The organism is Candidatus Chromulinivoraceae bacterium (genome assembly GCA_035478595.1).
Taxonomy (GTDB): Bacteria; Patescibacteriota; Saccharimonadia; order Saccharimonadales; family Saccharimonadaceae; genus CAMLKC01.
Genome location: DATIJL010000019.1, coordinates 13,493 through 39,684 on the forward strand (window position 1 = coordinate 13,493; position 26,192 = coordinate 39,684).

At 45.8% G+C, this 26,192-nt stretch carries 30 protein-coding genes and 1 tRNA gene; 4 read left to right on the top strand and 27 right to left on the bottom strand.

The window, feature by feature from the left end; translation table 11 throughout:
• Positions 1–98: 98 nt before the first annotated feature.
• Positions 99–1,034, top strand: a complete 936-nt coding sequence (gene pyrB, locus VLG36_06225) for an aspartate carbamoyltransferase (protein HSW78360.1) — start codon at positions 99–101, stop codon at positions 1,032–1,034.
• An 11-nt stretch (positions 1,035–1,045) separates the two neighbouring features.
• Here the strand turns inward: pyrB and VLG36_06230 are convergent, their stop codons facing one another.
• The 6 genes from VLG36_06230 to VLG36_06255 form a co-directional block, all read right to left on the bottom strand.
• Positions 1,046–1,642: a superoxide dismutase gene (locus VLG36_06230; GenBank protein HSW78361.1), complete on the bottom strand. Its 597-nt coding sequence runs from the start codon at positions 1,640–1,642 to the stop codon at positions 1,046–1,048.
• Positions 1,643–1,651: 9 nt separating this feature from the next.
• Entirely contained in the window at positions 1,652–2,710 is a 1,059-nt protein-coding gene (locus VLG36_06235) for a SurA N-terminal domain-containing protein (protein ID HSW78362.1), read from the bottom strand.
• On the bottom strand, positions 2,691–3,230 hold the full coding sequence (locus VLG36_06240; protein HSW78363.1) for a PH domain-containing protein: 540 nt from the start codon (positions 3,228–3,230) through the stop codon (positions 2,691–2,693). The genes VLG36_06235 and VLG36_06240 overlap by 20 nt, the downstream gene beginning before the upstream one ends.
• A gap of 166 nt (positions 3,231–3,396) precedes the next feature.
• On the bottom strand, positions 3,397–3,912 hold the full coding sequence (locus tag VLG36_06245; GenBank protein ID HSW78364.1) for an HD domain-containing protein: 516 nt from the start codon (positions 3,910–3,912) through the stop codon (positions 3,397–3,399).
• Positions 3,913–4,096: 184 nt separating this feature from the next.
• Positions 4,097–4,173 (bottom strand) — tRNA-Arg (locus VLG36_06250).
• Positions 4,174–4,238: 65 nt separating this feature from the next.
• A complete protein-coding gene (locus VLG36_06255; protein ID HSW78365.1) occupies positions 4,239–4,760 on the bottom strand; it encodes a nucleoside-diphosphate kinase in 522 nt (173 codons plus the stop codon).
• Between the two features lie 113 nt (positions 4,761–4,873).
• On the opposite strand from VLG36_06255, the gene xerA reads away from it, so the two are divergent.
• Positions 4,874–5,791: a site-specific tyrosine recombinase/integron integrase gene (gene xerA, locus VLG36_06260; protein HSW78366.1), complete on the top strand. Its 918-nt coding sequence runs from the start codon at positions 4,874–4,876 to the stop codon at positions 5,789–5,791.
• 1 nt (position 5,792) lies between these two features.
• Here xerA and VLG36_06265 read toward each other — a convergent pair whose 3' ends face one another.
• From VLG36_06265 to VLG36_06335, 15 genes are all read right to left on the bottom strand, one after another.
• Positions 5,793–6,986, bottom strand: a complete 1,194-nt coding sequence (locus VLG36_06265; protein HSW78367.1) for a hypothetical protein — start codon at positions 6,984–6,986, stop codon at positions 5,793–5,795.
• Position 6,987: 1 nt separating this feature from the next.
• A complete protein-coding gene (locus tag VLG36_06270) occupies positions 6,988–7,704 on the bottom strand; it encodes a type II secretion system protein (GenBank protein ID HSW78368.1) in 717 nt (238 codons plus the stop codon).
• Positions 7,694–8,329 carry a hypothetical protein gene (locus tag VLG36_06275; protein HSW78369.1) on the bottom strand — a complete coding sequence of 212 codons (636 nt, stop codon included), beginning with the start codon at positions 8,327–8,329 and terminating at the stop codon, positions 7,694–7,696. Before VLG36_06275 ends, VLG36_06270 begins: the two co-directional genes overlap by 11 nt.
• Positions 8,320–9,066, bottom strand: coding sequence for a hypothetical protein (locus VLG36_06280; protein HSW78370.1), 747 nt, complete (start codon positions 9,064–9,066; stop codon positions 8,320–8,322). Before VLG36_06280 ends, VLG36_06275 begins: the two co-directional genes overlap by 10 nt.
• Before the next feature lie 49 nt (positions 9,067–9,115).
• The gene (locus tag VLG36_06285; protein ID HSW78371.1) at positions 9,116–9,994 is read right to left on the bottom strand and encodes a prepilin peptidase; all 879 of its coding nucleotides are present in this window, start codon (positions 9,992–9,994) and stop codon (positions 9,116–9,118) included.
• Positions 9,995–10,073: 79 nt separating this feature from the next.
• On the bottom strand, positions 10,074–10,535 hold the full coding sequence (locus VLG36_06290; GenBank protein ID HSW78372.1) for a type II secretion system protein: 462 nt from the start codon (positions 10,533–10,535) through the stop codon (positions 10,074–10,076).
• 85 nt (positions 10,536–10,620) lie between these two features.
• Complete coding sequence (locus VLG36_06295; GenBank protein HSW78373.1) at positions 10,621–11,832, bottom strand: type II secretion system F family protein; 1,212 nt, start codon at positions 11,830–11,832, stop codon at positions 10,621–10,623.
• A gap of 1 nt (position 11,833) precedes the next feature.
• Positions 11,834–12,904: a type IV pilus twitching motility protein PilT gene (locus VLG36_06300; protein HSW78374.1), complete on the bottom strand. Its 1,071-nt coding sequence runs from the start codon at positions 12,902–12,904 to the stop codon at positions 11,834–11,836.
• A gap of 16 nt (positions 12,905–12,920) precedes the next feature.
• On the bottom strand, positions 12,921–14,684 hold the full coding sequence (locus VLG36_06305) for an ATPase, T2SS/T4P/T4SS family (GenBank protein HSW78375.1): 1,764 nt from the start codon (positions 14,682–14,684) through the stop codon (positions 12,921–12,923).
• Between the two features lie 10 nt (positions 14,685–14,694).
• On the bottom strand, positions 14,695–14,937 hold the full coding sequence (locus VLG36_06310) for a hypothetical protein (protein HSW78376.1): 243 nt from the start codon (positions 14,935–14,937) through the stop codon (positions 14,695–14,697).
• Positions 14,934–15,650 (bottom strand): hypothetical protein, encoded by a 717-nt coding sequence (locus tag VLG36_06315; GenBank protein ID HSW78377.1) that lies wholly within the window; start codon positions 15,648–15,650, stop codon positions 14,934–14,936. Before VLG36_06315 ends, VLG36_06310 begins: the two co-directional genes overlap by 4 nt.
• 1 nt (position 15,651) lies before the next feature.
• Entirely contained in the window at positions 15,652–16,377 is a 726-nt protein-coding gene (locus VLG36_06320; protein HSW78378.1) for a hypothetical protein, read from the bottom strand.
• Positions 16,374–17,423 carry a type IV pilus assembly protein PilM gene (gene pilM / locus VLG36_06325; protein HSW78379.1) on the bottom strand — a complete coding sequence of 350 codons (1,050 nt, stop codon included), beginning with the start codon at positions 17,421–17,423 and terminating at the stop codon, positions 16,374–16,376. The genes VLG36_06320 and pilM overlap by 4 nt, the downstream gene beginning before the upstream one ends.
• A 56-nt stretch (positions 17,424–17,479) precedes the next feature.
• A complete protein-coding gene (locus VLG36_06330) occupies positions 17,480–19,462 on the bottom strand; it encodes a hypothetical protein (protein ID HSW78380.1) in 1,983 nt (660 codons plus the stop codon).
• Positions 19,463–20,014, bottom strand: a complete 552-nt coding sequence (locus VLG36_06335) for a hypothetical protein (GenBank protein HSW78381.1) — start codon at positions 20,012–20,014, stop codon at positions 19,463–19,465.
• 128 nt (positions 20,015–20,142) lie between these two features.
• Between VLG36_06335 and ychF the strand changes: the two genes are divergently transcribed.
• A complete protein-coding gene (gene ychF / locus VLG36_06340) occupies positions 20,143–21,219 on the top strand; it encodes a redox-regulated ATPase YchF (protein HSW78382.1) in 1,077 nt (358 codons plus the stop codon).
• 91 nt (positions 21,220–21,310) lie between these two features.
• The gene (locus tag VLG36_06345) at positions 21,311–21,691 is read left to right on the top strand and encodes a hypothetical protein (GenBank protein HSW78383.1); all 381 of its coding nucleotides are present in this window, start codon (positions 21,311–21,313) and stop codon (positions 21,689–21,691) included.
• 90 nt (positions 21,692–21,781) lie between these two features.
• On the opposite strand, the gene VLG36_06350 is transcribed toward VLG36_06345, so the two are convergent.
• From VLG36_06350 to rpsF, 6 genes are all read right to left on the bottom strand, one after another.
• Entirely contained in the window at positions 21,782–22,504 is a 723-nt protein-coding gene (locus VLG36_06350; protein HSW78384.1) for a TlyA family RNA methyltransferase, read from the bottom strand.
• Positions 22,501–24,285 carry a serine hydrolase gene (locus VLG36_06355; GenBank protein ID HSW78385.1) on the bottom strand — a complete coding sequence of 595 codons (1,785 nt, stop codon included), beginning with the start codon at positions 24,283–24,285 and terminating at the stop codon, positions 22,501–22,503. The genes VLG36_06350 and VLG36_06355 overlap by 4 nt, the downstream gene beginning before the upstream one ends.
• Positions 24,286–24,297: 12 nt before the next feature.
• Positions 24,298–24,858 carry an elongation factor P gene (efp, locus tag VLG36_06360; GenBank protein HSW78386.1) on the bottom strand — a complete coding sequence of 187 codons (561 nt, stop codon included), beginning with the start codon at positions 24,856–24,858 and terminating at the stop codon, positions 24,298–24,300.
• 86 nt (positions 24,859–24,944) lie between these two features.
• The gene (gene rpsR / locus VLG36_06365; GenBank protein HSW78387.1) at positions 24,945–25,145 is read right to left on the bottom strand and encodes a 30S ribosomal protein S18; all 201 of its coding nucleotides are present in this window, start codon (positions 25,143–25,145) and stop codon (positions 24,945–24,947) included.
• 11 nt (positions 25,146–25,156) lie between these two features.
• Complete coding sequence (locus tag VLG36_06370) at positions 25,157–25,591, bottom strand: single-stranded DNA-binding protein (protein ID HSW78388.1); 435 nt, start codon at positions 25,589–25,591, stop codon at positions 25,157–25,159.
• 5 nt (positions 25,592–25,596) lie between these two features.
• A complete protein-coding gene (rpsF, locus tag VLG36_06375) occupies positions 25,597–25,947 on the bottom strand; it encodes a 30S ribosomal protein S6 (GenBank protein ID HSW78389.1) in 351 nt (116 codons plus the stop codon).
• Between the last annotated feature and the right edge of the window lie 245 nt (positions 25,948–26,192).

Here is a 26,192-nt window from a genome sequence, read left to right on the forward strand (position 1 = left end):
TCTCTCTCTCACGAGGGAAGTTTTTGTTTATGTGGCATAGAACATTTGCAATCCTTTTTTAAATGGTTATGCTAGGAGAAGTATAACGAGGAGGGACCATGCAACATATTCTCACGGCGGATCAATTTAATCACGAAGAGTTAGCGCAGCTATTTGGCCGCGCTGTTTTTTTTAGAGAACAAGATAGTAAGATCGCTACACGACAAGCAATCATGAAACTACACCATGGGCGTATTATGGTTTCAATGTTTTACGAGCCTTCAACCCGAACAAGGTTTAGCTTTGAAATCGCCGCAGCAAAACTAGGCATGACGGTCGTTGGTACTGAAAACGCAGCCGAGTTCTCCTCTGCCGCTAAGGGTGAGACGATTGAAGACACTGTGCAGGTCTTAAACGAATACGGTGTGGATGCAATTTGTATGCGCACTAAAGAAGATGGTCACGCCGCCAGAGCTGCTAACGTCAGCAAAGTTGCCATTATAAATGGCGGGGACGGCAAAGCCGAACACCCTACACAGGCCGTTCTTGATATGTATACGATCTATGAGCATTTTGGGCGGCTGGATAACTTGCGCGTTGTCATGGGTGGTGACCTAGCACACGGTCGAACAGTCCGCTCACTCGCTCAGCTGCTTTCAACCTACCCAAACAATCATATTGTGTTTGTCTCAACGCCAGACTTACAAATAGGCCAGGATATTAAAGAGCGACTTACAAAGAACGATACAACATTTGAAGAAACGGATGATATACAAAAAGCCTTTTCAGGTACGGATGTTGTTTATTGGACTCGTATTCAGTTAGAACGACATGGCAACGACAAGTTAGATCTTGGTCAAGGTAAGTTCGTTATTAATAAAACAACGCTCAACTACCTCCCTAAAGAATCGATCATTATGCATCCCCTACCTCGGGTACACGAAATTACGACAGACGTTAATAATGATCCACGCGCGCAATACTTCCGGCAAGCCGGTAATGGGCTATACATTCGTATGGCCATGCTTGACCAGATATTAAAAGAGCTCCCCTAGGAGCTCTTTTTCTATTTCTGGCCATAACGTTCAGCTACAAAGTCCCAGTTGACCACGTTCCACCATGATTTTACGTAATCATCGCGTTTGTTCTTATAGTCAAGATAATACGCATGCTCCCACACATCAAGGCCTAATAGCGGCGCCTCTTTGCCCTGCATGATTGGAGTGTCTTGATTGGGTGTTGTGATTATTTCCATATTTGGTTGAAGCCATGCCCAGCCACTTCCAAACACACTGAGGGCCTTCGCTGTAAATTCATCCACAAAACCTTGATAGCTACCATATTGTGCAATAATTTTATCTGCCAGTTCCCCTGTTGGTTCGCCTCCGCCGTCTGGAGACATCCATTGCCAAAATAGGGCGTGGTTATAGTGCCCGCCACCGTTATTGCGAATAATCGTTTTAACGTTTTCTGGAAGCACGTCCAGATCATCTAAAAGACTCTCAAGTGGACGCTCACGTAATGCCGGAGCGCTGTCAATTGCCATGTTTAGCTTGTCTACATACGCTTGATGATGTTTATCATGATGAAGTTTCATAATGTCGCCACTGATGTACTTGCCAAGCGCATCATAGTTATATGGCAGGTCTGGTAATTTATACATACATACCTCCTATTGCGTTACTGATTGGTTATCTACATTTGGAACAGAAATATATTCGTGAATCTTGTTGTCTTTTTTGAGTGCAGCAAATTGTTCATCAAACTTGATAAGTGGAATACGTATGTATTCGTAATTAATTTGCGTGTCACTCTTATCAAGAAGTCGTACAAAGTAATAACCATCACCTGTTGTCGTTTTCATAACGCCTGATACAGCACCTTTTTGGAGTTTAGTCGCCTCAGCACTGAGACCTCCATCGCTGTTTGTAAGTGGCACCATGCCGGATACACCAGCAGTAACCTTTGCGCTGCCGTTACCACCTAGTTGTGTCGCAATAGCGCCAAAGTCAGCATTTGGAGCTTTCACAAGACTCGCTGCTTGGTCGGCTTTACCTTTAGCGGTTACGTCAATTGCGTACGCAACTGCCTGGTGGAGTAACTTACTTTTTGCATCCTGCCGGTATTCATCTGGTGACCATCCTAAGATGCTAAGCGCCGAAGCATCGTATGTTTCTTGTGAGATTGTACCGTTTGCCGTGTTGCGATCGTTTGTAATTACTTGGTCTACCTGCTGATCGCTCACACTAACTCCAAGCTGCCCGGCTAACTTGGCCGCGTAGGCATCCTGTTCAACATTGTCCATTGATTTTCGTTTAACATAGTCAAGTTGACGCTTGCCGTCACTACTGCCAAGATCGACTTGTTCGCTCGACTGTAAGTAGTGTGCGGAACTGTTGTAATACATAAGATATGAGCTATAACGGACAGATTGTCCATCAACCGATGCTACAGGTAATGGCAAGACGCGCGTAACTCGATAAAAGAATGAACTCGTATTTTGTACCTGGTAAAGCTGCCACCACCCAACAACCGCAGCTAGTACCAGAGTAACGAGTGTTACAATTATAGTATTTATTACAAGCTTGTGACGAGCGTACTGCATAGGATACTTAAACCGGCGTCCGCCAGCTAGAATACGCTCTCTGTGCTCTGCAACCGTTTCATTGGTAATACGTGAAGGAATTGCCTGCATAGCTCCCCTGCGTCTCTTAAACGGTAGTTTCTTCATAATCTCCTTGCCCACCAGTTATAGCAGCCGAAACCGCATCTTGTAGCTTGTTATAAATTTCATCCGGATGCTCAACCTTGTGGATAACAAGGTCACCCACAAGAGTCTGAATGACAATCGTGCCGTATCCAAAAATTTCGCCACTTAGTCCAGGTACATTATAGCTTATGTTTTGGATCTTTGACAGTCGCAGTTCCACCACATTCTTACCAAAAAATCCCTGTTGCGTTATCTGGCGAAGACGCTGATCGGTCACAATGTATACAGTAAAATACCACATAATAAAGTGATAAGAAAAAAGAAATAGGCCAATAGTGAGACCGAGAATTGGGAGTAAGAAAAGTTCTAGGTTCGTTTGCCAGATAAGTGGTGGTATAGCGAGAAGTGCAAATGGAATGACAAGAAGGTAAAAGCCTTTACGCATAGAGATCATATGGCGTCGAAATACAAAAAGCAGTTGCTCGCCATCACGCTGTCCGTCAAAGTCGAGTCCCTCCGAAGAACGGTCTTTTTTGCTCATGTCGATATTATATACCATTCATCCCTTAAAAATAACAACATACCGTTGTCACATAAAATGCCAGGCGTTAACTTGGCATTTTATGTGGTACTCTCAATGGATAAAAGGTGGAACACTCTTTACCCTGATATTATGTCACTTTATAAAAGACTAGAAGAAATGGGCGTTAGACCCGATCTTTAACGAAAAAGATTAGCTTCAATGCCTCGTAGCGAGGCCGCACTTCCCGTCTTACATCATCGAAGAACAATTTTTTATTGAAGTCCTTTTCCATTTTTCCATGCATCCAGTCTTTGAATATTACGTAGTCATCTTTCGGACCATAGTGTCGCCAACAAAAAAGTGGATAGAAATCCGTGAGAAAGTGGGCAGCGCCATCAGCGGTAGCCATAACTTTTCCTTCCAGTGATGTCGGCTTCAGCTCCTTGCAGCTATGCGGTTTGATGATCTCGTCCACTACAAAAGCCGTGTCCTGCATATCGAAACCACTTTCCTTCAATAATTCTTCGGCGATCTTGAGGCTTTCGGCTTCGTGCTCTGGACGCTCGCGTGCCATAACTGCATCAGCAACGTCATGGAGGAGCGCTCCAGCAACCGCGAGGTCAATATTCGCCCCTTGGCTATTCTTTTGGTTAGATCGGCGACAACGAGCACATGATTCTCGTAGGCCCAATCGATCCATACATCTGCATTCGGATTGTTAGCAGTATAAAGCTTTTCGACTTTTTCTCGTAAGATATCCAATTTCTGCATATACCCATCATACATCAACCTTAAAAGATGCGAACTCATGAAACAGATTAGAGATTTAGAACAAAATAAAAAGACATCGACTCCGCAATGTCTTCGTATCTGTAATACAAAAATGGTACCCCGGGCGGGAGTCGAACCTGCAACCTTTTCCTTAGGACGGAACTGCTCTGTCCAATTGAGCTACCGAGGCGTATAGGGGTTAGTATATCATAAAACCAGCGACCGGCTGACCGCTGGTTTATAGAGTGCACTTCCCTATTTACGAGTTTTTGCTGGCATTGGCTGAGTAAAATACTCGTGGACTGTTTGGTAGTCAGCAAAAATTTCTTTAGAATTAAACCAGTGTTCAATTTCCTGGGCTGCCTCATCAGGATCGCCTGAAGCATGCAGAATTGTTGGCAGTGCAACATTGTGCGTGTTAACGTGATCGAGACTGGCATGTGCGTAGTCGCCGCGAATCGTGCCAGGGGCAGCTTCGTTCGTACTAGTAGTACCAACCATTTTGCGAACTTGTTTAACTGCACTGACACCCTCGAGTACCATAGCAATAACGGGACCTTCCTGCATAGCACCAAGTTGTACTCTAAATTGAGCCTCTCCACGACGGGACACCATCTTGCCAATTGTCTCATAGTGGTGGTAGTAGTGAGCCTCGTCTGGGTTCACCATTTTCATTGCAATGATCTTAAGACCAACTTTTTCGAATCGGCTCAACACTTCTCCGACGATACCGCGTTGTACAGCATCTGGCTTAAAAACAACCAGTGTTCGTTCCATGAATTATTCTCCTTGTTTTGTGACGTCTCTATTTTATCAAAACTCACCTCGTTAAGATAGTCAGCGAGACCTCAACTGTATTCAAGCGCAATCATCTGAGCTATGCTAGAAATATGTATTTAAGTGAACTTATATTAGATTATATTGAACACCTTGAAGTGGAGGGAGGACGGTCTGCAAAAACCGCTGAAAATTACAAACTATACCTAGAACGGTTTGTAGAGTTTAGTAACGACACGACCGTTGATAAAATTACCTCAGAGGTGATTCGTAAATACAGGCTTTGGCTTAACCGTTACAAAAACGACAACGAGGATGAGCTGGCAACGATTACACAGAGCTACCACCTCATTGCTCTACGCGGTTTTTTAGGCTACCTCTCTAAGCGCGACATACCCAGCCTTAGCCCGGAAAAAATTGAACTCCCTAAGGTATCACGTAAACAAGTGACATTCTTGCACTACGATGAAGTTACGCGCCTACTCGATAGCATCCCTCTTGATAGCGAGGCTGGACTCCGAGATAGAGCAATTATCGAACTTCTTTTTTCAAGTGGATTACGCGTTTCAGAACTTGCTAACCTAAACCGTGACCATGTTAACACCAAGCGTCGTGAGTTCATGGTCCGTGGTAAGGGCCAGAAAGATCGGCCGGTATTTATTGGCGAAGCCACTGCCCTCCGCGTCGAAGACTATCTATCCGCTCGATTAGATAATCTACCTCCTCTTTTTTTGAGTTATAGTCGCAACAACACCACAAACACAACAGGTGAATATCGCCGCCTTACCACACGAAGCATACAGCGTATCATCAATAAGTATGCACGCTTGGCAGGCATCACTAAACATGTTAGTCCGCATACAATGAGGCATAGCTTTGCTACTGATTTACTTATGAACGGCGCTGATATACGCAGTGTACAGTCAATGCTTGGTCACAGCAACATTAGTACAACCCAGGTTTATACTCATGTTACGGATGAGCACCTACGCGAAGTATATGAGAAGTTTCACAGTGATACGGATACCTAGACTATGGGGTACATGTGCTAGTGCCACTATAGCCAGCGTCACTATCAGTCACGACAAAGTTTTTACACAAGTTACCACTTAAATCGATAGCAACATTCGGATATGTAAAATCACCCGTAAGCTCTACACGCGCCTGAACACGACGAAACTGCTCATTTGCACGGCCGGTTGAGTCAATAAGAGGCTGCACCTGGTTAAACTGCACGTAGCTATTACCGTTCTTGAGGCGGATCTGGAAGTGTGCTCCATTGTAGAGCGACGACAAACGCAGATAGGCATTGCGATTAGCTACGTTACCGTCGATTGGCGATGGCAGCTTAATTGTCGCACTACAAGCATATTCGCTATTCGTAAAACTTGTCGCACACTTAACTTGCTGAGGCGCGTTTGTAGGACTCCGTCGCGCATCCAAGGCAAAATCAGACGTCGTAAGGCCTGTTGAGGATGGATACAGGAATAGTGTATTAGCATCGCTCTTATTTCCCGCCTGACTATCATCGAAATCAGACAGTTTGAAACTTCCCCCCATTTGCATAAGCTGCGTGCGCATAAGAGCTGGATAGTTAAACTGCCATTTAGTACCCATCGGCGGCAGAGCTACACTTGCACCTGACGATGGAAAACTAATGGTTGGATTGTTAGTGGCTGATGAAATGTCATCGCGACTAAACCAGTGAAGTTCTACTGTATCGAATATGCCGACACCTCGGATTGGAACGATCGATGAGGCGTTGGTTGCGAGAGTCCCCTTATAGTCGTCAGTGTTTACACCGATTTTTACACAGGTATATGCCTGATCAAGCTTTGCTGAGTTTGTATCAGTCTCATTTTGTTGAATAATCGTTTCGTTATTTGCCGCCCCTACGATTCCCGCTTTCGATAGTGCATCACAGCTAGTGGTTGATTCACCTGGTGCCGGCGTCAACGCATTTGCAATAGTTATACAGTTTACGCTTGATGGTGCAGCATTGTTACGACATTCTTGATCCAACAGCAGCAAACGCTTCGCATCTTCTACACCCGCTTGCGCAGAATCGTAAGCACTTTTGGAAAGATCATCCGAAGTTGCTTGTTGCTGATCGCGGAGCATCAATTGAATAAAACCAACTGTCACAACGGTCATAAGCAGCGCTGAAAAAATAACAATAAAGAGAGAGACCGCTCCACGCTGATTACCTTTGTTATACTGTTTCACTTTATTGACCTCCCGATTTGTTGCCTGCACGTGCAATAATATCAAACCTATTTACTGAACAATAATCTTGATCGCCTACTCCTGCGGCTGGCGGCTTACAAGACGTATTGTCTGTTGTTAGCTGCTGCCTGTCATTCGTCCCTATTACCATAGAAATAGCGTAGATGGCTTGACTTGTACTTGCGTCGCTTGCTGTTTGTGCAATGGAGAATGCATGCACAACAAGATCACGATCACCTGTTGTCAGTATCTCCGTCGCATCTAATCGAGTAACTGTTGTGTTCATGTTTGAGCACAGAGCACCTCCAGCATCCGCTACCTTAGCAAAGTGAACGGGTGTATTGTCATCGTACTTATTATATAGCGCTGGCGCACCAGGGCCTCCCGCAAGCGCGGAACCATAGTTCCAAGCGTAGCTGTAGTTTCCCAAACAAAGTCGCCCACCACCTGGTAGCATAACGTACTTTGATGTGGCCGTTGCTGGTGAGTTATCGACTTTAGGCGTTACATCAAACGGAACACTCGAGGCAATACTCTGCTGCAGTTCCGTAGTGACAGCACGCCCGGCCTGGTCTACTTCACGCAGCGTAATACCTTTATTGTAGATATTTCCTATTTGAATCGTTGTCATAGCGACTGCAACTAGAAGAACGGAGATAAAGGTCATGGCAAGCATGAGCTCAATGAGTGTAAATCCGTTTTGCTTTCTATGGTTCATACAGCCTCACAATCGTCCCCAAGGTGATCGGTGCAGAGCTGCCGGGACTATCCCAACAGGCACGAATATGAAAATCAACAAATCCGGGACCATTAGTCGTAGCAGAAGGCACGGCCTCTACCCAAATGCCATAGGCGCTATTTATGCTTGAGTCACTATTATAGATAATCTGAGCAAAGGGAGGTAGTGATGCATTCAAAGGTGCCGTCATAACTGGTGCGGCGTTCGATACAGTAGCCGTTCGCGCGTTTAAGACAAAGGGGTGCTGGCCTGGCACAGTTGCAGGACATGACACCCCAGATATCTGCCCAAAGGCCGACGCACCATCGGCACCCAGACCTGTTGTTTTGTCGGTCATTTTTACCCATTCGGCAGCAGTGCCCGTGACAGCATTTCCATTGTTTTGAAAGGCTGTCACGTAGGCGTTGTGAATATATCGAATTGCTTCCGTCTGAGCATCCATCTGCTGACGCACAAGGGTAATTTCTAATGAACGCTCTGCCGTCGAGGTACCTTGATTCATAATCGACATACTACCAACGGCAACCATAGCAAAAACAGCGACGGCAAACAGCACCTCAATGATCGTATCACCCTTTTCATGCCGCCTATATATCAATCGCATACACTATCCGTTTCTATTGGTACTTGAATTGCGCTCTGACTAGTTGCATATGGAATAACACGAACTTCCATTCGTCTGCCCACAAATGTCCCAGGCACAGCATTTACACACAAATCATGCTGAACACTAGTAAGCGCAGCCGAGATCATACTGCCGAGATTCGTCTGCATTCCATCTTGAGTAAAGGTTACAATGGAACCACTGAGTGGCGAACGAACTATCAGAATAGATAGTGGCATAGGCGAAGTTGTCTTTGGCTTTACCACTTGAGCGCCCCAGCCCACTACTTGTGTATCTTGATTGATTGGAGAAATGCCAAGCTTGTAGTTATTGGCAATCTCAGCGACGTCACTTACCTGCGCGGTTGTGTTAGGTAGCTCGTAACCAACAACGTTTGAGGCTGTCAGATTGGTACCTGTTGCATCTATTGTAATAAACCGACCCAAAATAACGCAGTTAGTTGTACCACGAGGTTGTCCCGCTGACGGATTAGGTGCAACCGACACGTTGCCAGAACTATCACATGTCCAATTTTGGTCACGACTATTCGCTACAGAGGTAACTTGACTATATTGCTGCTGAATATAAGATTGAAGCGAACTCACACTGTCACGATATCGCTGTTGATTGATAGCAATTCCTGATCCGACCAAAACAGATGCCGCCAAAAGCCCCGTTACCGCGAGGAACAGCATGACTTCGATAACGGTAAAACCTGCTCGCTTCATAGTGCCCATGTGGGCTCATTATAGCATAAGTAGTTTGGAGAGAGTAAGTATCCCGCCTCTATATAAATGCGTTGAAATACCAAGTCAAAATAACATTACCAAACCATGCTGCGATTACCGTGCCTAAGATAAGCAATGGTCCAAATGGTACGTGCGTTTTGCGCGTAAGCTTACCAATAACCATTCCCGGGATCACAATCAGGCAACCAATTAGGTTAGCTGCAAACAAGGCGATGAAGGCCAGTTTCCAATCACTAAGTAAAAGTGCTAATGCCAGTCCTAGCTTTACATCGCCAAAACCGATCCACCGCCCTTTCGAGACAAGCCATAGAATGAAATAAAGTCCACTCAATATAACAATGGCAATAAGCGCATTGATCGCCATAGCCAACGGATCAAGTGAGCTAAAGATATTGAAGCATGTTGCTACCGCAGCTACACCAATAAGTGGAAACACGATACGGTTTGGTAGAATGAACCATTTAAGATCGTACGCGAACAAAATCGCCAGGAGCACACCTGCAATAAGCCAGAGTAGGAAATAGGTAAATTGTGGCGCTGTTAGAAGCGCTTGAGGCCACATGATATACGTACCAGCAAAGAATATAGCTACACCGAGTTCCATCAAGGGCTCGAACCAACCTATTTTTTGCTTACAATAACGACACTTCCCTCCAGTGCTTAGCCAACTCACGAGTGGGATAAGATCATACCATGCAAGTCTGTGGCCACAATGTAGACACTGAGAGCGATCACTCGTAAAGGTTGATTTAGTCAGCGACTCGAGCGCTTTGTATTCTTTTTGGTTTATTTTTTCACCAGCTGCTTTGTCTTCTTTAAGCTGACGGGCACGTAGACGCCATACGGTTGCACCAGCAAAACTTCCCATAACGAGGCCAAAAAGCGCCAAACCCCCTGCAATAATCAATCGTTCCATAAGCATTATCATACAGTAAAATGGTATGAAAAGAAAAATCCGGGACAAATTCCCGGATTTTATACGCTACACACTCTCTCTAGTTGTTGTCACAGGCGATACCACCGCCTTCAAGCTTCATCTGAAGCGCAACCTTGTGAGCTCCAGCGTTAGTTGTTAAACTTTCTCCATTACAACTTGCACCGACATTTTCATAGATGCTTGGATTAGATGCGTCAAAAGATGCTCCTGAGGCTATGGGGCCAGGAACAAATTTATAGTCCGTACCCGCTGGATCGGTAAATGAATCACCGTTTGACCGTAGATAACTCGTTGCAAATCCAACCCAGTCCGATGGTAAGCCACCGCGGTTATTCGATTGGTAGTTAGTCACTGCAGTGATAGCCCGGCTAAGGTCCTGCTTACGCTGCGTATCGCGCTGGCTGCGCTGCAATGCAGGTAATGCAATAAATACCATCAAGAAGATCAGAGCGGCAATAGCCAGCACCAAGACGACCTCGATGATGGTAAAACCTTTTTGTTTTTGCTGTTGAGCGTTCATAAAATTCATTCCACCTTTCTATGAACATAATATTGGATGCGAACGACGCGCTTATGTTTATGGTAACCTACTGGCTGCATCTTGTCTATACATTTATACCATTGACCAGCGAGTAGATTGGAAGCAAGATTGCAGCAACCATACCACCAGCCACGACTGCAAGAACAACCATAAGAATAGGTTCGATAGCGGTTGAGATCGCCTTTATCTCTTCGTCAAGCTCGTCTTCATACACCTGAGCCGTCTTCCCCATCATCTCGTCAATCTTACCGGATTGCTCGCCAATACGAATCATCTGAGGGACAAGTGGCAGGATGTAATCTTCTGGCTTAAGTGCAGCAGATAGCGCTTTACCGCCCTTCACCTTCTCTGCCGCTCTGTCGATGCTTCTCGAGACGACCGAGTTATTAACAGCGTTACTGGTGATTCGTAGCATATCAAGCATTGCAACACCCGTCGAAAGGAGTGTCTGTCCAGTTCGCGCAAAACGCGCCATGTAAAGTTTACGAAACATCTTGCCAAACATTGGCACATTAAGTTTGAAGGTATCTTTCATATGAATACCACTTTCTGTTTTGAGGTACTGCAAAAAGAAATAGGTACCAATACCGACAACGATGATGATGAGCCACCAAAAGCTCGCAAAAAAGCTAGCAGCAGACACCATCACCTGCGTAATGAGTGGTAGCGTTTTTTTAAGATCATGGTAGAGTTTTTCTACCTGTGGAACAACAGTGAACAACATGAACGCCAATACAGCAAAAATGACAACAAGCACAATAATCGGATACGTCAGAGCGCCACGAATTTTACTCATCGTAGCAGCATCTTTTTCTTGCTGAGCTGCTATACGGTTGAGCGACTCATCCAACGTACCAGAAGTTTCGCCTGCGGCGATTAGTGCCAGGAAGACAGAGTCAAACACTTCTGGGTGTTTTGCAAATGACTCTGAAAGTGACTTACCACCTTCGATAGATGCCACAATGTCTTCGATCACCCCTTGAAGTCGCTTGTTTTCAGTTTGCTCAAGCACCGTATGAAGACTCTGAGACAACGGCAAGCCGGCACCGATCAAGGTAGCGAGCTGACGCGTAAACACCACTCGATCCTTTGTGGTAATTCGGTTCGTAAGACGACCGATCAGACTACTACTCTCATCAATCTCTTGAATATCGAGTGGAGTAAACCCCTGGGCAATAAGCAATTTAGCAGCCGCCGTCTCGGAGTCTGCCTGCACAGTTGCCTTAACGATTTTATTCGTTGAGGTATCTTTTGCCTGGTAGTTAAACTTCTTCATCCTATCCTCTAATTAGCCTTTCAAACTCAGTAAGATCAACAGCAAAGTTACGAGCCTCATCATAAGTTACAGTACCGCTCTGCACTAAACCGACAAGTGTGCGGTCCATCGTTTGCATACCAAGATCAGCTCCAGTCTGGATAACAGCATCTAGTTGGTGAGCTTTTCCTTCACGGATAATATTGCGTACAGCTGGATTGGCAACAAGCACCTCTGCGGCGACCACACGACCACCGCCGATAGCAGGTATTAGTCGCTGAGAACAAATTGCCATCAAAATGTTTGAAAGCTGTGCACGGATCTGTGGTTGTTGGTGTGGCGGAAACACGTCGATCATGCGATCAACAGATTGAGAAGCACTGTTGGTGTGGAGCGTCGCAAACACTAAGTGGCCTGTCTCCGCGATAGTAATAGCCGCAGAGATCGTCTCAAGGTCACGCATCTCACCAATCAGCACGACATCTGGGTCTTGACGAAGACTTGAACGTAGAGCCGCTGAGAACGAGTAGGTATCATAGTGCACCTCTCGTTGAACGATGACTGATTTTTTAGACTTGTGCGTAAACTCGATTGGATCTTCAATCGTGATTATGTGATTGGCGCGCTCAGTGTTGATTTTATCAACAAGAGCCGCCAAAGTCGTAGACTTACCAGATCCGGTTGGACCAGTCACTAGAACCAGCCCTCGTGGATAGTCCGCAAAAGAGGTTACAACCTGTGGCATACCGAGCTCAGTCACAGATTTAATTTCGTTCGGAATAAGACGAAGTGCAGCTGCCAAATTACCTCGTTCGTGGAAAGCGTTTACACGGAAACGACCGAGTGTGCCAAAAGCAAAGCTAAAGTCAAACTCCTTGTCCTTCATGAGAATCTGTTGTTGATCTTGGTCAAGAATTGCAAAAATAAGTGTTTCTACTTGTGGCTCATCAAGTGCATTATAGCCGGCGATTGGCGTTAGACTACCATCAACACGAAGCATCGGAGGCAAACCTACCTGTAAGTGAAGATCGGAAGCACGCTTTTTAACCACCTCTTCAAGTAGTACTTCAATTCTTAGTTCTTGCGTTTCCATATGTTCTCCACCCTTCTTACGCTGTATCTGACGTCACGCGGTTAACTTCTTCAAGTGTTGTAATGCCCTGTAGTGCTTTTAAGTAGCCGTCCTGACGCATAGTAATCATGCCCTGTTCGATTGCCTTACGCTGGATTTCGCTACTCGTTGCGTGTGAGACGATAAGATTTTGGATTTCTTCCGTCACGTCCATCACTTCATAGAGTCCGGCACGGCCTGCATAACCCCTTGGTGTTTGCGGCGTGTCCCTTCCCTTGACTAAAGTATAAGCGCTTTGGCCTGCTAGGGGCAAGTCTTTATAGCCTAAATCTGCCGAGACTCGTGCGATATCGGCGCGCGTTCGCGGCAAAAGATGGCCGACAGTCGCCATAATGTTTTGCGTCTCTATCGGTGTTGATTGGTATGCATCTCGTTTTGTAGAGACACGGCGAACCAAACGCTGACCGATAATAGTATTTACAGTACTTGCGATGAGGAATGGTTCAACGCCCATATCCAGCAGCCGTGGTAGCACACCAGCAGCCGAGTTGGTGTGCAGTGTACTAAATACTAAGTGACCTGTAAGCGCCGCCTGGACGGCCAAGCTAGCCGTCTCAGAGTCACGGATCTCTCCTACCATTACGATGTCCGGGTCCTGACGCAGAATAGAGCGAAGTCCATTTGCAAAGGTCAGCCCCACCTCGCTATTTACCTGTATTTGATTTACCCCATCCATCTTATACTCAACGGGGTCTTCAAGTGTCACGATATTAACGGTATCGTTTTTAATTTCTTTAATGAGCGCGTACAGACTGGTCGACTTACCCGAACCGGTCGGACCAGAAGTTAACACCATACCATTCGGACGTTTAATGCCCTTACGAATGGCACGTAGTGCACGACCTGCATATCCCATTTGTTCAATATCAAAACTATTGCCCGACTTATCGAGTAAACGAATAACCACTTGCTCTCCCCATACAACTGGACTGATAGCGATACGAAGGTCGACTTCCTTAGCAGCAACTTTCACCGTAAATTGACCATCTTGTGGAATACGATGTTCATCGATTTTCATATTGGAAAGGATCTTGATGCGACTTACCAACGCCGGTTCAATTGATTTTGGCAGCTGCATAATTTCACGAAGCACACCATCTACTCGTACACGAATTTTGAGCGTTTTTTCAAGTGGCTCAATATGCACGTCACTGGCACGAGACTTAACAGCATATTCCAAAATAGTACTGAGAGCACGACTAATCGGCGAATCTTGGACGATCGTTTTGATATCACTATCAGAGCTTGCGCGCGATTCTTCCTGGGAAACTTCAGCCGCCTCGTCAACACTAGACAGGTCAGTGCGGTATTGGTCGAGAACATGCCTCACGCCCGCCTCAGACGCCATAAAGACCTTGAGCGGCCGTTGAATAAGGTTCGCGAGGTAGTCAACCGCCTGCACGTTATTCGCATCAATCATAGCTACAGCAAGACGGTTCTGAACCTCCGCAAGCGGTACGGCCATAAATCTCTCGGCAATATCCTCAGGTAAGAGTGTTAAAACATCCTGATCAATGAGACTATTGCTGAGGTTTACATAAGGTACCCCAGAAACCTGTGCAATAGCATGAGTTAATAGCTCATCATCTACGGCACCCTGTTCCGTCAAAATCGCTAACAACGGTTTGTTGGTTTTTACCGCATCATCCTGCGCCGCATGAAGCACATCCTCTGAAACCAGCCCCTCTTCCGTAAGGAGGGTCATGAGTTTTTCTTGCATGTCGTTAGTAAGAAGCGCCATCGTTACGCCCCTACTTACTCGAGCTCGAGCCGCCCGCTTGATCACCAATAATAACTTGAACTGTTGGGTTAATCGCGTTTGAGTTAAATACACCGGAATCCGGTTGCGCGATATCCGTACTAATAGAGTCGGCTGTTTTAACCGTCACTGATTGATTTTGCGTATCACCAATCACCGCCTTAGCTACAAAGTACGCTACCATAACACTGATGGAGGCAATAAGGATAATCATTGCTATATCTGATTTTTTCATGGCTTTACCGTCTTATCTTTTAGATCTACTGTTTTAGCTGGTTCATAGAATGCGTTACCGTTCACCGTAAGAACTAGCTTGCTACCCTGCGTCTCCACCGCTAGTGTCGTAATATCAATAGCTCGGATAGAACGCTCCAGCCTTTGTAAAAGACTCTTAAGCGCACTAGCGTTACCGACATCTGTACTTACTGAAAAACGAAAGGTAATTTCATGGTTTGCGCTGTTCGCGTTCGTCGCCGAGTTTGCGGTTGTTGAGGCATCCTGAACGTTAGAGGTTGTCTGTGATTCAACACCGGCAACTGGGTCAACATTTAACGTCTCAATCGTAAGAGCTGGGTCATTTAAGAACTTCTCTTGGAGTGATGAACCAAGCGCAGATGAGTTCGCTTCCGACGGAAGCGCATCAAGCACAACCTGGATAGGTTGATTTTCACCCGGCGCCATCGCTGACTTAAGCGCATCATTGGTATTGAGTACACGAACTTCGTCTTTTAGCTGACTTATCACTTGATTATTATGAACAAGTGTTGAAGCTGTTTTTGATTTCTCACCCAGAACTTTTTCGTTAAACCATGCTTTCTGCAATAAAAAGATAGAAATAACAATAGCAATGCCGACAAGGGCCGACACGATGGCTACCCATGTGAACATCATTCGATTGGCATTTGCAATCTGTTGGCGTTTTCGAATAGCGACGTCTTCTACAGCCATACTAATTTCCTCCTGCCGTATCAGCTGCTTTTTGAGTGAATAGGCTTTGTGGTACGCCTAGGAACGAATCAGTTGCATTGCTCTGGGTTGGCGCAACAATCGTTGCATTTTGTGCCGTGCGCGAGAAGAGCTGATCTGGATACGCAAAAGTTAATGTGAAGCGTAGAACTTTTGCTCCGGTGGCATCTTCGCCATAGCTTCGGTCACTGTCATTCATACCACTTGAGAGCGGAACAGACTGTTTTTGACCATTCTCAGTAAACTGAAATGTCGTTGCGACAATCGTCTTCTTAAAGACATCGAGCGCAGGATAGCCATTGATAGCCTGTGCTTCGACTTTAATTGTCTTAGCCGACGAATCAAGAGATAAGTTCGTAATTGCTACATTGTTTGGCGCTGGCGGATTAATAGTCGTCAAAATATCAAAAATACGAGAATCGATGCTTTTTTTATTGTGCATATCCGTCAACTTACTTAATTGGTTCTGGATAGTCAGTGTATTGGATACATCTTGAACCTGTGATAATTTGTCGCTTTCGCTCTTGATGGTTCCGTCTGTTAGCACGCTACGAGCGGTCTGTACGCCAAATACCCACACCGCAAGAACAACAACCACGCCCACAGCAACAATTCCTATCAGAATTGAAAGTGAAATCACACTTGCACGAACACGTTGTGCCTTAATAAGCTCTTGCTTAACATCAGGGACAAGGTTGATCTCAATCATGCCTTGTTACTCCGTTGAGCAAGACCAATAGCAACCGCAAACTCATTCGCCACTGAAGCTAGTTGTTGTTGGTCGCCCTGGTTAACTCGAACTTTTTGCCATGGATTAGCCTGTGCAGAGTTAACGCCCGTTTTTGCTGTAACATAATCACCAAACTTAGGGATCACACTTCCGTATCCTGATAATAGAATGCCGCCAACTGGGGTGTTCGGATATCTTGTTTGGAAGAACTTGATAGATTTTACTAACTCTGCAGCAAAGCCCTCAAGAACACTCTCGACGGCATGGAATACCTGACCTTCAAGACGATCTGGCGCCAGTCCAAACTTAACAATAAACTGACGTGCTTGGTCTTCTTGAACGTTGAGGTTTTGCACCGCTGCTTTGACGAGCGAGTGAAGGCCGGTTGGAATAGTACGCACAAGACGTGGTGAATCGGCATACGTTACTACTAGGTTAGTAGAGAGCTCTCCTACGTCTATAAGTAACCGTGCGTCCTGAATGCCGCTTGGCAGTAGTGAGCGGATCATGGCGATAGGATCAGGTTCAGCTGCAATAACGTTCAGCCCAAGGCCTTCTACAAACTCCAGGCGCTCTTCAGCATACACGTTAGCTGTACTCGCAAGAAGCACCTCTTGTTGCTGTGGGTTATGCGCTGACTGCCCCAAGAGAACCCAGTCAACCTTGGCTTCATCAATGGCCATGGGAATATATTGGTCAATTTGATATTTAACGGTACTACGCAGCTCTGCCTCGGGCATCATTGGTACATCAATTACCGTTGTAAAAGTTTTCTGTGATGGTAGGCCAATTGCAACATTCTTAGTCTTAATGCCACTTTGCCCCACCGCGGTCATAATAATTTCACCCAGGCGATGTTCAGACTCTTTAGAGTTAGCACTCGTTGTTTTCAGATCAACCGGCGCGTATCCATAGTGCAGTAATGTCCAGTTATCCTGACCATTGTTTTCTAGTTGCACCACGCGAACGGCATTCGTACCGATATCAAGTGCAAAGAAGTCGCCCACGCCTTTGAATAGTTTCATATTGATCCCATTATACATAAGCGAGATAAGATCTGGCAAGGTTCTTTCGAAAAAGCCTAGAAACGAGGGGGTAGTTCGGTTGAGTAAACCGTTTGCGCCTTGTCGTTACCACTCGCCTGTAGTTGCGCCCATAGGAACGCGTCAGGCCGTAGATTAAAGCGTTCTGCAGGATCGCCCGACTGTGCGCCAGAATCACCGCCTGCCGTACGGTTAAGTACGAGCCTGCCCGTTACAACCGGTCCGTTGACAGCTAGTGGATTCTGACATTTGTTCGAGTTCAGATTGCCAGCAAAATCGTAGCAGGTATTAAGCGTCCCTGTTGTAACAAGCCATGAGTCAAGCTGTTTCACATTATTACTAATGTTAATATTCCCTGCAATAATAACCACTTGAGGAATATCTAAAATACTCGACAGAGGCTGATCAGTGTATGTAATATTGCCATTAATCGTGACCGTACCAGTTGCAATGATAACAACGGAACTTCCCGCTGGTATCGCACCTCCTGTAATCGTGAGATTTCCAGCCGTATGTACCACCGGTTTACTGCCTGTTGGAAATGCCAAGCTACTCACATCCACGCTCGGACCGCTAATTGGCTGTTTATTTGAGAGTCCGTTGAAGTACGCTGCAATATTTGGTAGAGGCATAAAGTTAGCAGCGGTAGAATAATTACCAAACGAAGGCGCACCAGAATTATTTATGTTGGCAAACGTCAGTTTACTCCAAGTCGCCTGTGTATTATCGGTCTGACCATTAAGTCCTGATCCCGAAGCAAAACGGTTGACTGTTCCGACTGCAAAGGCCCCATACTCCACCCAACTACCAAATACTTGCGGTTGACCTCCGACGTTCTTAACTGTCGTACTGGTTTCTATGTTGCTACGAACAGCTATGTCACCACCCCATATTTGCACCTTTGGTTTTTTACCAACCACCGTACAGACCGGATTAGAATGCATCCAGTTGCCATCCGTATTTGAATGCGGCTGGACAGATAAGGCAAAACAGACTCTTGTACCCACCGGCAAGTCTCCAATATCAAGACCGCTGACGGACGGTTTAAGATTTGGAGATGGCGCCCCTAAGTCAAAGACACCTGTGCCCTTAGCAACATTTTTACATGTCGAGTTGCCGTCCTTGAAGTAGTCCCCCGCTGCCGCACCACCACCACTCTGACATGGTGCAAGTGGATTAGCTCCTGCGTTATTCTCGTGTGGCGCCTGCTTGCCAGGGTTAACGTTAATTTGCGTAATCTCCCACTGCGTTGGTTGACTCGCGATCTGTCCAATATTATCCACACTCGAAGTGACTGTCATAGTACTACCAGCTTCTACTTGCGTCGGTGAAATAGAATCTACATGAGGCGTTAGCGTATAGTTTCGAAGCTGAGGAAGCCCGCCACCTGGAGCTCCGATAGGGTTCGCACAGTGACGCAAGATCTTATATATGACGTTATTGTTGTAGTCGCGTATCTCGATACCCGATTCATTTTTATAATTATCATAGTATGCGTCGTCATCGTTCGTTCCATCAGGATTAAAACCGGCATCTACACCTTGATAATAACTGTTGACTGTCGCACTCACATTACCCGACCAACGAATTTTTCCTGCCTGATCGAGCCCTTTGAGACGAGCATGAAAGTCAGTCCATTGAGCATCCGATATATTACGACCAACGCCCGGAGCATTTCTGTCCATCATGGTGTTATAGATAAATGCCGCACTCGTTCTTTTCTGTCGGTTACCGCTGTCATAAGCCGACCGAAACAAATTATATAGCTGATCAGCGTTATTCACCGTAGCAGCAGGAATTGCCTGGTTATCTCGTATGACAGGCAAAACGAATGTCCCCCCTCGGTCATCGACATTCGAAAAATATCCCCTATAGCAGGTTCTGCCGAGTACGGTGCCAGGATAACATGCAGCCATTGTCGTCTGATAATAGACGGCTGTAAATGCACCTACCGCTATAGTTGCCAGAATTGCCCAATGAAAGAGGCGAAAGGTTCGGATATATGCAGCCACCGCCTTCATTTACTGACCTCCCTTAAGACTATTTAAAATACTCTGGTAATCAGCCTTGTCACTCGCTCCATAAGTATCCGTGGGATCAATGTGATCAATTGCGTACTGGTAATAGGTAGCAGCCGTCACCTTATCACCCATCTGATTTGCGATTTGACCTACCAGCGCCGCACTACCCGAAACCTTGTTCAACTCGTAAGCACTTTTCGCGGCGGCTAGCGCATCCGGCAGTTGGTTATTATTTAGCAATAGAGTTGCCAAGTCGGAGTAATACAAAAATTGCTCCTGCGTATTGGTTGCACCCTTAATAGCATCGTTAAGTTTTTGCACACCGCTCTGAACGTTTCCTTCATAGGCCAACTTGTCAGCTGCATCAGTCGTCTGCTGGGCTACTTGTTGAGGTGTCGTAGTTGATTGACTAGAGTTACTGCCATTGCCATTTTTTTGGCTATTAGACTTAGAAATCTGATAATTGCTCCACAAAATAGCAGCACCGGCCGCAAGTGCAATAACTACCACAATAATGATTGCAAAGATAATCAGGCGCCGTGATTTTTTCATGTATTTCCTGGTCGTAAACGTTAAGTTGTTACAGCTATAGTAGCATAAGAGGAATAGCAGGCTCAAGGTGCATCCTGTTTTAGAACAAATCACTGTTTTTCTACAGTTACCTCTGTTAGAATAAGGGCATGAGTTTATCTATTGGAATTGTCGGTTTGCCAAATGTTGGTAAATCCACCCTCTTTAACACCTTGACCCACAACGACATTTTAGCAGCCAATTATCCATTCGCCACAATCGAGCCGAATACGGGTATTGTTTCCGTGCCCGATGAGCGACTACTAAAACTTGCCGAGCTCTATCGTAGCAACAAAATCGTTCCAGCCACCGTAACTTTTGTTGACATTGCTGGCCTTGTAGCTGGTGCGTCCAAGGGTGAAGGTCTTGGCAATAAGTTTTTGGCTAACATCCGCCAGTGTGATGCCATTCTTCACCTCGTGCGCGCATTTGAAAATAGCGATATCGTACACGTATCCGACCGTGTTCACCCAGCAAACGATATTGACATTATCAATACCGAACTTATTTTGGCTGACCTTGAAACAATCGACCGTCACTTACCTAAGCTCGTTAAGGAAGCCAAGGCAAAGCCAGCACTACGCGAACAAATTAGCTATTTGGAATCCATTCGTAAAACTCTCGAGGATAGCACCCCTCTCTCGACGTTAAAATCGCTGAACGAGGAATATCTCGCCGAGCTCCACCTCCTCACCGCTAAACCAGTTATTTACGCCTTTAATATCGATGAGCAAACTCTTACTAACGAGACAAAGAAAGCTGAGCTCACTCAGCTAGTTACCCCAAACCAGGCTGTCTTTATTTGTGCAAAGCTAGAGGATGAGATTAAAGGACTCGACGATAGCGACGCCAACGAGCTACTTGAAAGCTACGGAGTTGAAGAGACTGGCCTCAATCAGCTTATCCGCGCAGCTTACAAAACGCTCGGTCTTCAGAGCTACCTCACCGCTGGTCAGAAAGAAGTTCGCGCCTGGACAATCAAACAGGAATCAACAGCACCACAGGCAGCTGGTGTTATCCACAGCGATTTTGAACGTGGATTTATTGCCGCCCAGGTCGTTAACTATAACGACCTTATTGCCGCCGGTTCGGAAACGGCCGCCCGTAGTACTGGTAAGATTCGAACTGAAGGCAAAGACTACATTATGCAACCGAACGATGTAGTTGAGTTTCGTTTTAACGTATAATATATACATATAATATGTGTTGCCATCCAGTCTTTTGCGGTTTACTATAGGAGTTGGTTCTTCAACCAACCTTTGACACCCTGGAGGAGTCATGAGCGAGCACAACGACCAGCTTGCCGCAGAGTCCACGCGTGAGGCCACTACGTTGGCCGGCACGCTCCTGAACGGTGACGTCACCGAAGCGCAGCACGCCTTCGCGGAAGCCGCCAACCGTCCGGCACGCTGGATCGAGAAGCCGTACAAGCAGACGACGTTGGCTGCAGTCTTCGTCATCGATCACACGGCAGCCATCGTGCGAGGATACCCCGAGAGCAAGAGGCAGCTCCTCGCCGCCCTCGTCTTCGAGGATGTGGCCACACTCCGACAGATCCACAACGTCGGCGGGTCGGTGCCGCGCATCGCCGAGCTGCTCCAGCCGTACACCGAACTCTCCGAAGAGGAAGTTCGGGAGCGATTGGCCGCAGTCAAGTGACCTCTTAAGGGGTCAGGGGTTTGGACCTGCGAGTGGCATACGTCACTCGCAGGTCCAACACTTCCCAATGTCTACCTTTAAGAAATAAATCTACCTCTTAAGTTGTAGGAGATAGAACCGTTCACGATTTCCCTTAGAACCCGCCACATCGCTATCATGTTTATCTGATACGACAAAATACTGTTTCGCCCACAGTTCGAAATCTTTTAAGATCTGCCGACGTACAGCATCATTTTTAATAACTCCTTTATTCGTCTGATTCTTCCCCGCCTCAAACTGTGGTTTAAGCATGGCTGCAATAAGCGTCTCAGAGCCACATAGACTGTTAGCTAAATGTGGTAAAATTTCGCGCAAAGAGATAAACGAGACGTCAATCACAATGATATCTGGCTTTTCATTAGGCAAGTAGAAATCACGGATATCGGTTTTTTCATGCAACTCAATAGCCGGATTGCCTTGAAGACTTGGGTGAAGCTGATCTGTGCCAACATCCACGGCGAACACTTTTTTTGCTCCATGCTGCAAGGCGTAATCCGTAAAACCACCCGTACTACTCCCTACATCGAGAACCGTCTTATTCCTAAAATCAAGTTTTAGTAGCTGTGCTACGCTTGCAAGCTTTAAACCAGCTCGACTAACATATTGCTCGGTAGCGGTCATCTTAAGATCGTTTGTCTCAGCCACAAACTGACCTGGTTTTTTCGCCAGCTTGCCATCAACTGTTACCTTACCAAGTTTAATCCAGCTTTCCGCCTGCGAGCGACTTGTAGCAAGACCACGGCGAGCTAGTTCTATATCTAAACGAGTTTTCATGGATACATAATTCTTTCTATTTGACGAGCAACAGCTGCAACACCTGCATAACCCTGACCTTTGCTCATAATGGTTAAAATATAGGTCCCACGTGGATGCGGCACAATAGCCGTATCGTGTACGTAGTCCCATAAAAAACCAACTTTATCGTAAATTTGATTAGCAGGCACAGAGCTACCTGTCGGAATACCATATTTATACGGCTGACGACTTAGATTGTTCAACAGCCGGTCTCTGTTAACACCACTTACTAGTGTACCATCATTAAGACCAATCATATATTTTGTCAAATCGGCCGCGGTTGTATGAATAGCGTCGGTGACTACAAAATTTGTCCCGTCACTAAAACCACGGGCATGAATAAAATCATTAATATATTGTCTACCAAACTGCGCAATCCATGCCTCAGCACATGGATTAGTCGACGGTACGGTCATACGATCGAAGCAGCCCGCAACGTCCGTATCAAGCATTGGATCATTCCAATTAATCTCACCCCTATCTATACGGTCAAAAAGCACCAATGAGAGAAAGAGCTTATACGTACTGGCGCTTGGGATACTCTCTGTCTCCCGAGCTGCAGCATACCATTTCTCACCACTCAGCTGCTGAACTACAATGTGCATATCCTGTGAGTTTGCCACGTCGTTAATATACGCCTGAAGTCCTGCCTGTGTTGTCGTATATTTATGATTAAAAACAACACTCGGCTGTACATCGACAAGGGCAGCTGTCAGTGCAATAGGTTGCGTTTTCTGCAACAACTGTTCATCTAGATCAGCCGCCAATATATCACTATCTATCGCCTTGCCCGTTGCGCCAGTCGTTCGGTCACTCTCTCTTCCGTCCACAACATTTATATTTGTTTGACCCGCTAGTGTTCCTACCTTGTCATTAATAGTCGAAAGATACGTTTTTACTTTGGCTTCATCAATCGAAAGTATTACATTCCCTTTAGCATCGGTATTTAATAGCACCCACGAGGCAATGTCGGCACGTGATGGAATGAATTGCCGACCATTCGCCGTGATTGTTACGGGACGTGCTATCACCGCTTCGGCCTGTACTTTAACTCTCGCCAAGTCCTGCGCTGTTCGCTCGGCCGGTGTTCGATTACTAGGGATCGCAATAGTCGTCGTTTGACCAATTCCTATCTCAGCACCGCTAAGCGCCTGTTTGATCATATCGGTTCTTACATCACTTCCTGCAATCTCGGGCGTTGCAATGAGCGTTCCATCTTTGATAGCTAGTCGAGCATTCGCCGGCGGAAAACTAAGATCCTTACTTCTAGCATCGGCAAATGCCGCAAGCTGTTTTGTGTCATAGAATACATCGGCCATCCTTATTTGAGTTGGTTGCCAGAATATCGAACCCGGAACGAGCCGTTGCCATAAAGGGTATCGACTCAGTCTTGCTACCATATCCTCAGTATTTGGCTCAGCCCCTGCTTGAGCTAAGGTGTACGTTTCTTTTTTGTCATTCCCCACCGCAAGAGTTATCTTTGTGGCGGCGAATTGCTCAGTTATGATTTTTGCCATCTCGTCATGATCATCAAGTCGTGTTGATATTCCATTTACTTCAGCAAATAACAGCCCTTTATTCCAAGGATAGATCAGCTGCACAATCACCATGACAAACATCACAAATAGCACCGAGTAAATAATCCAACGATGTTTTCGGCGTCTTGGCAGATATGAAAGATAGGTTTCTCGCCAGTTTTGCATTTGCGAACCTTCTTCTAGATGATCTTTTTGTTTTGCGGCGCTATAGACCGTAGCCATAGCTCCATTATACTACTTCTTGCGTTCGCGATAATCGCCTGTTTCTGTATCAACAGAGACAATGTCACCGATTTTAATAAAGGAGGGTGCTTTAATGACCAGACCCGTTTCGAGCGTAGCATCCTTTAGTACGTTAGAGGTTGTATCACCCTTTACTACGTCTTCAGTATAGGTAACTTCCAAGTAGATATTCTTAGGAAGCTCCACGTTAATAACCTTGTCGCCAAAAAACTGCAGGTTCAGACTATCGCCTTCTTTAAGATATTGCGCAGCCGTATCGACAGTATCAATAGAAAGTTCAAACTGCTCAAAGTTTTCTGGATCCATAAAAAAGAACGTGTTGTCGTCACAGTAAAGGTACTGCACACCTTTATTAGTAACTTCTGCGGACTCAATCTTATCCTGGCCTTTAAACGTTTTTGGGATAACACTTCCATCAACAAGGTTCTTCAGCTTAACATTTACAATGCTGCCGCCACGACCCATAACTTTTTGGGCGTACTCAATAACGCGATAAGGCTTACCATCAAGCTGAACAACTGTGCCTTTTTTAAGATCGGTTGGTTGATACATAGTTTTCTCCTAAAGTTGGTTGACGCTTAGAAATGCTACGCAGCGCACGGGCTTTCCCTCGTGCGCTGCAGAGTTCTCTAAACAAATTAGTTAGAGGTAACGAACGGAAGCAATGCCAAATGGCGAGACCGCTTAATTGCAACGGCAAGTTGACGTTGCTGCTTAGCGCTCAGGCCAGTCTTCGCAATTGGTTCGATTTGACCGTACATGTTAATAAAACGCTGTAGAGTCTTTACATCTTTGTAGTCAAAGTAGACAGGGGTGTCTTTTTTGAATCGTTTAGCCATTTCATGTCTCCTTAGAATGGAATTTCACTTAAATCAATAGGTTTGTCGTCGATGTCTTCAATAACAACATCGTCAGACTTTTTACTTTGGCTGCTCGAGCCAGAGTTTGATGGACCGCCATCACCGCTTGGACCATCGAGGAATGTAACGTCAGTCGCAACAACTTCTACCTTGCTGCGCTTTTTGCCAGTTTCTTTATCATCCCAGCTGTCCTGGCGAAGACGTCCCTGCACGAGGCAGCGGCGACCCTTAGAGAGGTACTGGCTTACCAATTCTCCCAATTTTTCCCAGGCAGTCACGTCAAAAAAGTCGGCTGCGTCTTCTTGGCCGCCGCGATCAACCGCTATAGAAAAGCTCGTGATCGTCTTACCTGTTGTCGTGGTGCGTACTTCTGGGTCACGAGTGAGGCGTCCCATTAAAATCACTTGGTTGATGCTTTTGGCCATATTCCCTACTCCTTCTCTTCTGTTTCTTCTTTTGAAGCGTTTACCTTCGCTTCTTCGAGTGCCTTACGTCCCTTTTCATCTTGTTTTACAAGCAGGTAACGCAGTACTTCGTCAGTGATGTTCAGCGTGTTGCTAATCTTCAGTGGCGCCTCTGCTGGTAGCTTAACGTCCATGTAGACATAAACGGCAAAATCTTCACGGTTGATACTGTAGGCGAGTTTTTTCTTACCCCAGTTATCTTCTTTTACAATTTCACCACCAGCGTTTTTGATGATGTCGCGAACTTTCGCGAGCGGCGCCTCAAGGTCAACCTCGAGGTCCGGGTGAATAAGAACTGTTAGTTCGTACTCCTTCATATAAGTTTCCTCCTCTGGAATCCTTATGGATGCTTACAGCGAGTGTAAGCCGAGTTAATAACAGTGGTAATTATACCCCATTTACGCTTTAAACACAAGTCACCCGTACTAACTCACCACCTTTGCAACATAAAAAGAAGATAGATGGCGTTAGCCATCTATCCCAAAAAAGCAGGCACTCCGTATACTGTGTTTACGACTAAATAAATACAGAAAGGAGGCCTGCCATGGCCTATTCTACCAAT

What these genes read in the sequence shown, in the direction of transcription:
- VLG36_06245 (HSW78364.1), bottom strand. Translation starts at nt 3,912, where the DNA reads ATGGATCGATTGGGCCTACGAGAATCATGTGCTCGTTGTCGCCGATCT.
- efp (HSW78386.1), bottom strand. Translation starts at nt 24,858, where the DNA reads ATGTATCAACCAACCGATCTTAAAAAAGGCACAGTTGTTCAGCTTGAT.
- VLG36_06295 (HSW78373.1), bottom strand. Translation starts at nt 11,832, where the DNA reads ATGAAGAAGTTTAACTACCAGGCAAAAGATACCTCAACGAATAAAATC.
- VLG36_06350 (HSW78384.1), bottom strand. Translation starts at nt 22,504, where the DNA reads ATGAAAACTCGTTTAGATATAGAACTAGCTCGCCGTGGTCTTGCTACA.
- VLG36_06310 (HSW78376.1), bottom strand. Translation starts at nt 14,937, where the DNA reads ATGAAAAAATCAGATATAGCAATGATTATCCTTATTGCCTCCATCAGT.
- VLG36_06280 (HSW78370.1), bottom strand. Translation starts at nt 9,066, where the DNA reads ATGGGCACTATGAAGCGAGCAGGTTTTACCGTTATCGAAGTCATGCTG.
- VLG36_06305 (HSW78375.1), bottom strand. Translation starts at nt 14,684, where the DNA reads ATGGCGCTTCTTACTAACGACATGCAAGAAAAACTCATGACCCTCCTT.
- VLG36_06275 (HSW78369.1), bottom strand. Translation starts at nt 8,329, where the DNA reads ATGCGATTGATATATAGGCGGCATGAAAAGGGTGATACGATCATTGAG.
- pilM (HSW78379.1), bottom strand. Translation starts at nt 17,423, where the DNA reads ATGAAACTATTCAAAGGCGTGGGCGACTTCTTTGCACTTGATATCGGT.
- xerA (HSW78366.1), top strand. Translation starts at nt 4,874, where the DNA reads ATGTATTTAAGTGAACTTATATTAGATTATATTGAACACCTTGAAGTG.
- VLG36_06320 (HSW78378.1), bottom strand. Translation starts at nt 16,377, where the DNA reads ATGATTGAGATCAACCTTGTCCCTGATGTTAAGCAAGAGCTTATTAAG.
- rpsR (HSW78387.1), bottom strand. Translation starts at nt 25,145, where the DNA reads ATGGCTAAACGATTCAAAAAAGACACCCCTGTCTACTTTGACTACAAA.
- VLG36_06235 (HSW78362.1), bottom strand. Translation starts at nt 2,710, where the DNA reads ATGAAGAAACTACCGTTTAAGAGACGCAGGGGAGCTATGCAGGCAATT.
- VLG36_06285 (HSW78371.1), bottom strand. Translation starts at nt 9,994, where the DNA reads ATGGAACGATTGATTATTGCAGGGGGTTTGGCGCTTTTTGGCCTCGTT.
- pyrB (HSW78360.1), top strand. Translation starts at nt 99, where the DNA reads ATGCAACATATTCTCACGGCGGATCAATTTAATCACGAAGAGTTAGCG.
- VLG36_06355 (HSW78385.1), bottom strand. Translation starts at nt 24,285, where the DNA reads ATGGCTACGGTCTATAGCGCCGCAAAACAAAAAGATCATCTAGAAGAA.
- VLG36_06270 (HSW78368.1), bottom strand. Translation starts at nt 7,704, where the DNA reads ATGAACCATAGAAAGCAAAACGGATTTACACTCATTGAGCTCATGCTT.
- VLG36_06240 (HSW78363.1), bottom strand. Translation starts at nt 3,230, where the DNA reads ATGAGCAAAAAAGACCGTTCTTCGGAGGGACTCGACTTTGACGGACAG.
- VLG36_06330 (HSW78380.1), bottom strand. Translation starts at nt 19,462, where the DNA reads ATGAAGGCGGTGGCTGCATATATCCGAACCTTTCGCCTCTTTCATTGG.
- VLG36_06230 (HSW78361.1), bottom strand. Translation starts at nt 1,642, where the DNA reads ATGTATAAATTACCAGACCTGCCATATAACTATGATGCGCTTGGCAAG.
- rpsF (HSW78389.1), bottom strand. Translation starts at nt 25,947, where the DNA reads ATGAAGGAGTACGAACTAACAGTTCTTATTCACCCGGACCTCGAGGTT.
- VLG36_06315 (HSW78377.1), bottom strand. Translation starts at nt 15,650, where the DNA reads ATGGCTGTAGAAGACGTCGCTATTCGAAAACGCCAACAGATTGCAAAT.
- ychF (HSW78382.1), top strand. Translation starts at nt 20,143, where the DNA reads ATGAGTTTATCTATTGGAATTGTCGGTTTGCCAAATGTTGGTAAATCC.
- VLG36_06290 (HSW78372.1), bottom strand. Translation starts at nt 10,535, where the DNA reads ATGAACGCTCAACAGCAAAAACAAAAAGGTTTTACCATCATCGAGGTC.
- VLG36_06335 (HSW78381.1), bottom strand. Translation starts at nt 20,014, where the DNA reads ATGAAAAAATCACGGCGCCTGATTATCTTTGCAATCATTATTGTGGTA.
- VLG36_06300 (HSW78374.1), bottom strand. Translation starts at nt 12,904, where the DNA reads ATGGAAACGCAAGAACTAAGAATTGAAGTACTACTTGAAGAGGTGGTT.
- VLG36_06345 (HSW78383.1), top strand. Translation starts at nt 21,311, where the DNA reads ATGAGCGAGCACAACGACCAGCTTGCCGCAGAGTCCACGCGTGAGGCC.
- VLG36_06255 (HSW78365.1), bottom strand. Translation starts at nt 4,760, where the DNA reads ATGGAACGAACACTGGTTGTTTTTAAGCCAGATGCTGTACAACGCGGT.
- VLG36_06370 (HSW78388.1), bottom strand. Translation starts at nt 25,591, where the DNA reads ATGGCCAAAAGCATCAACCAAGTGATTTTAATGGGACGCCTCACTCGT.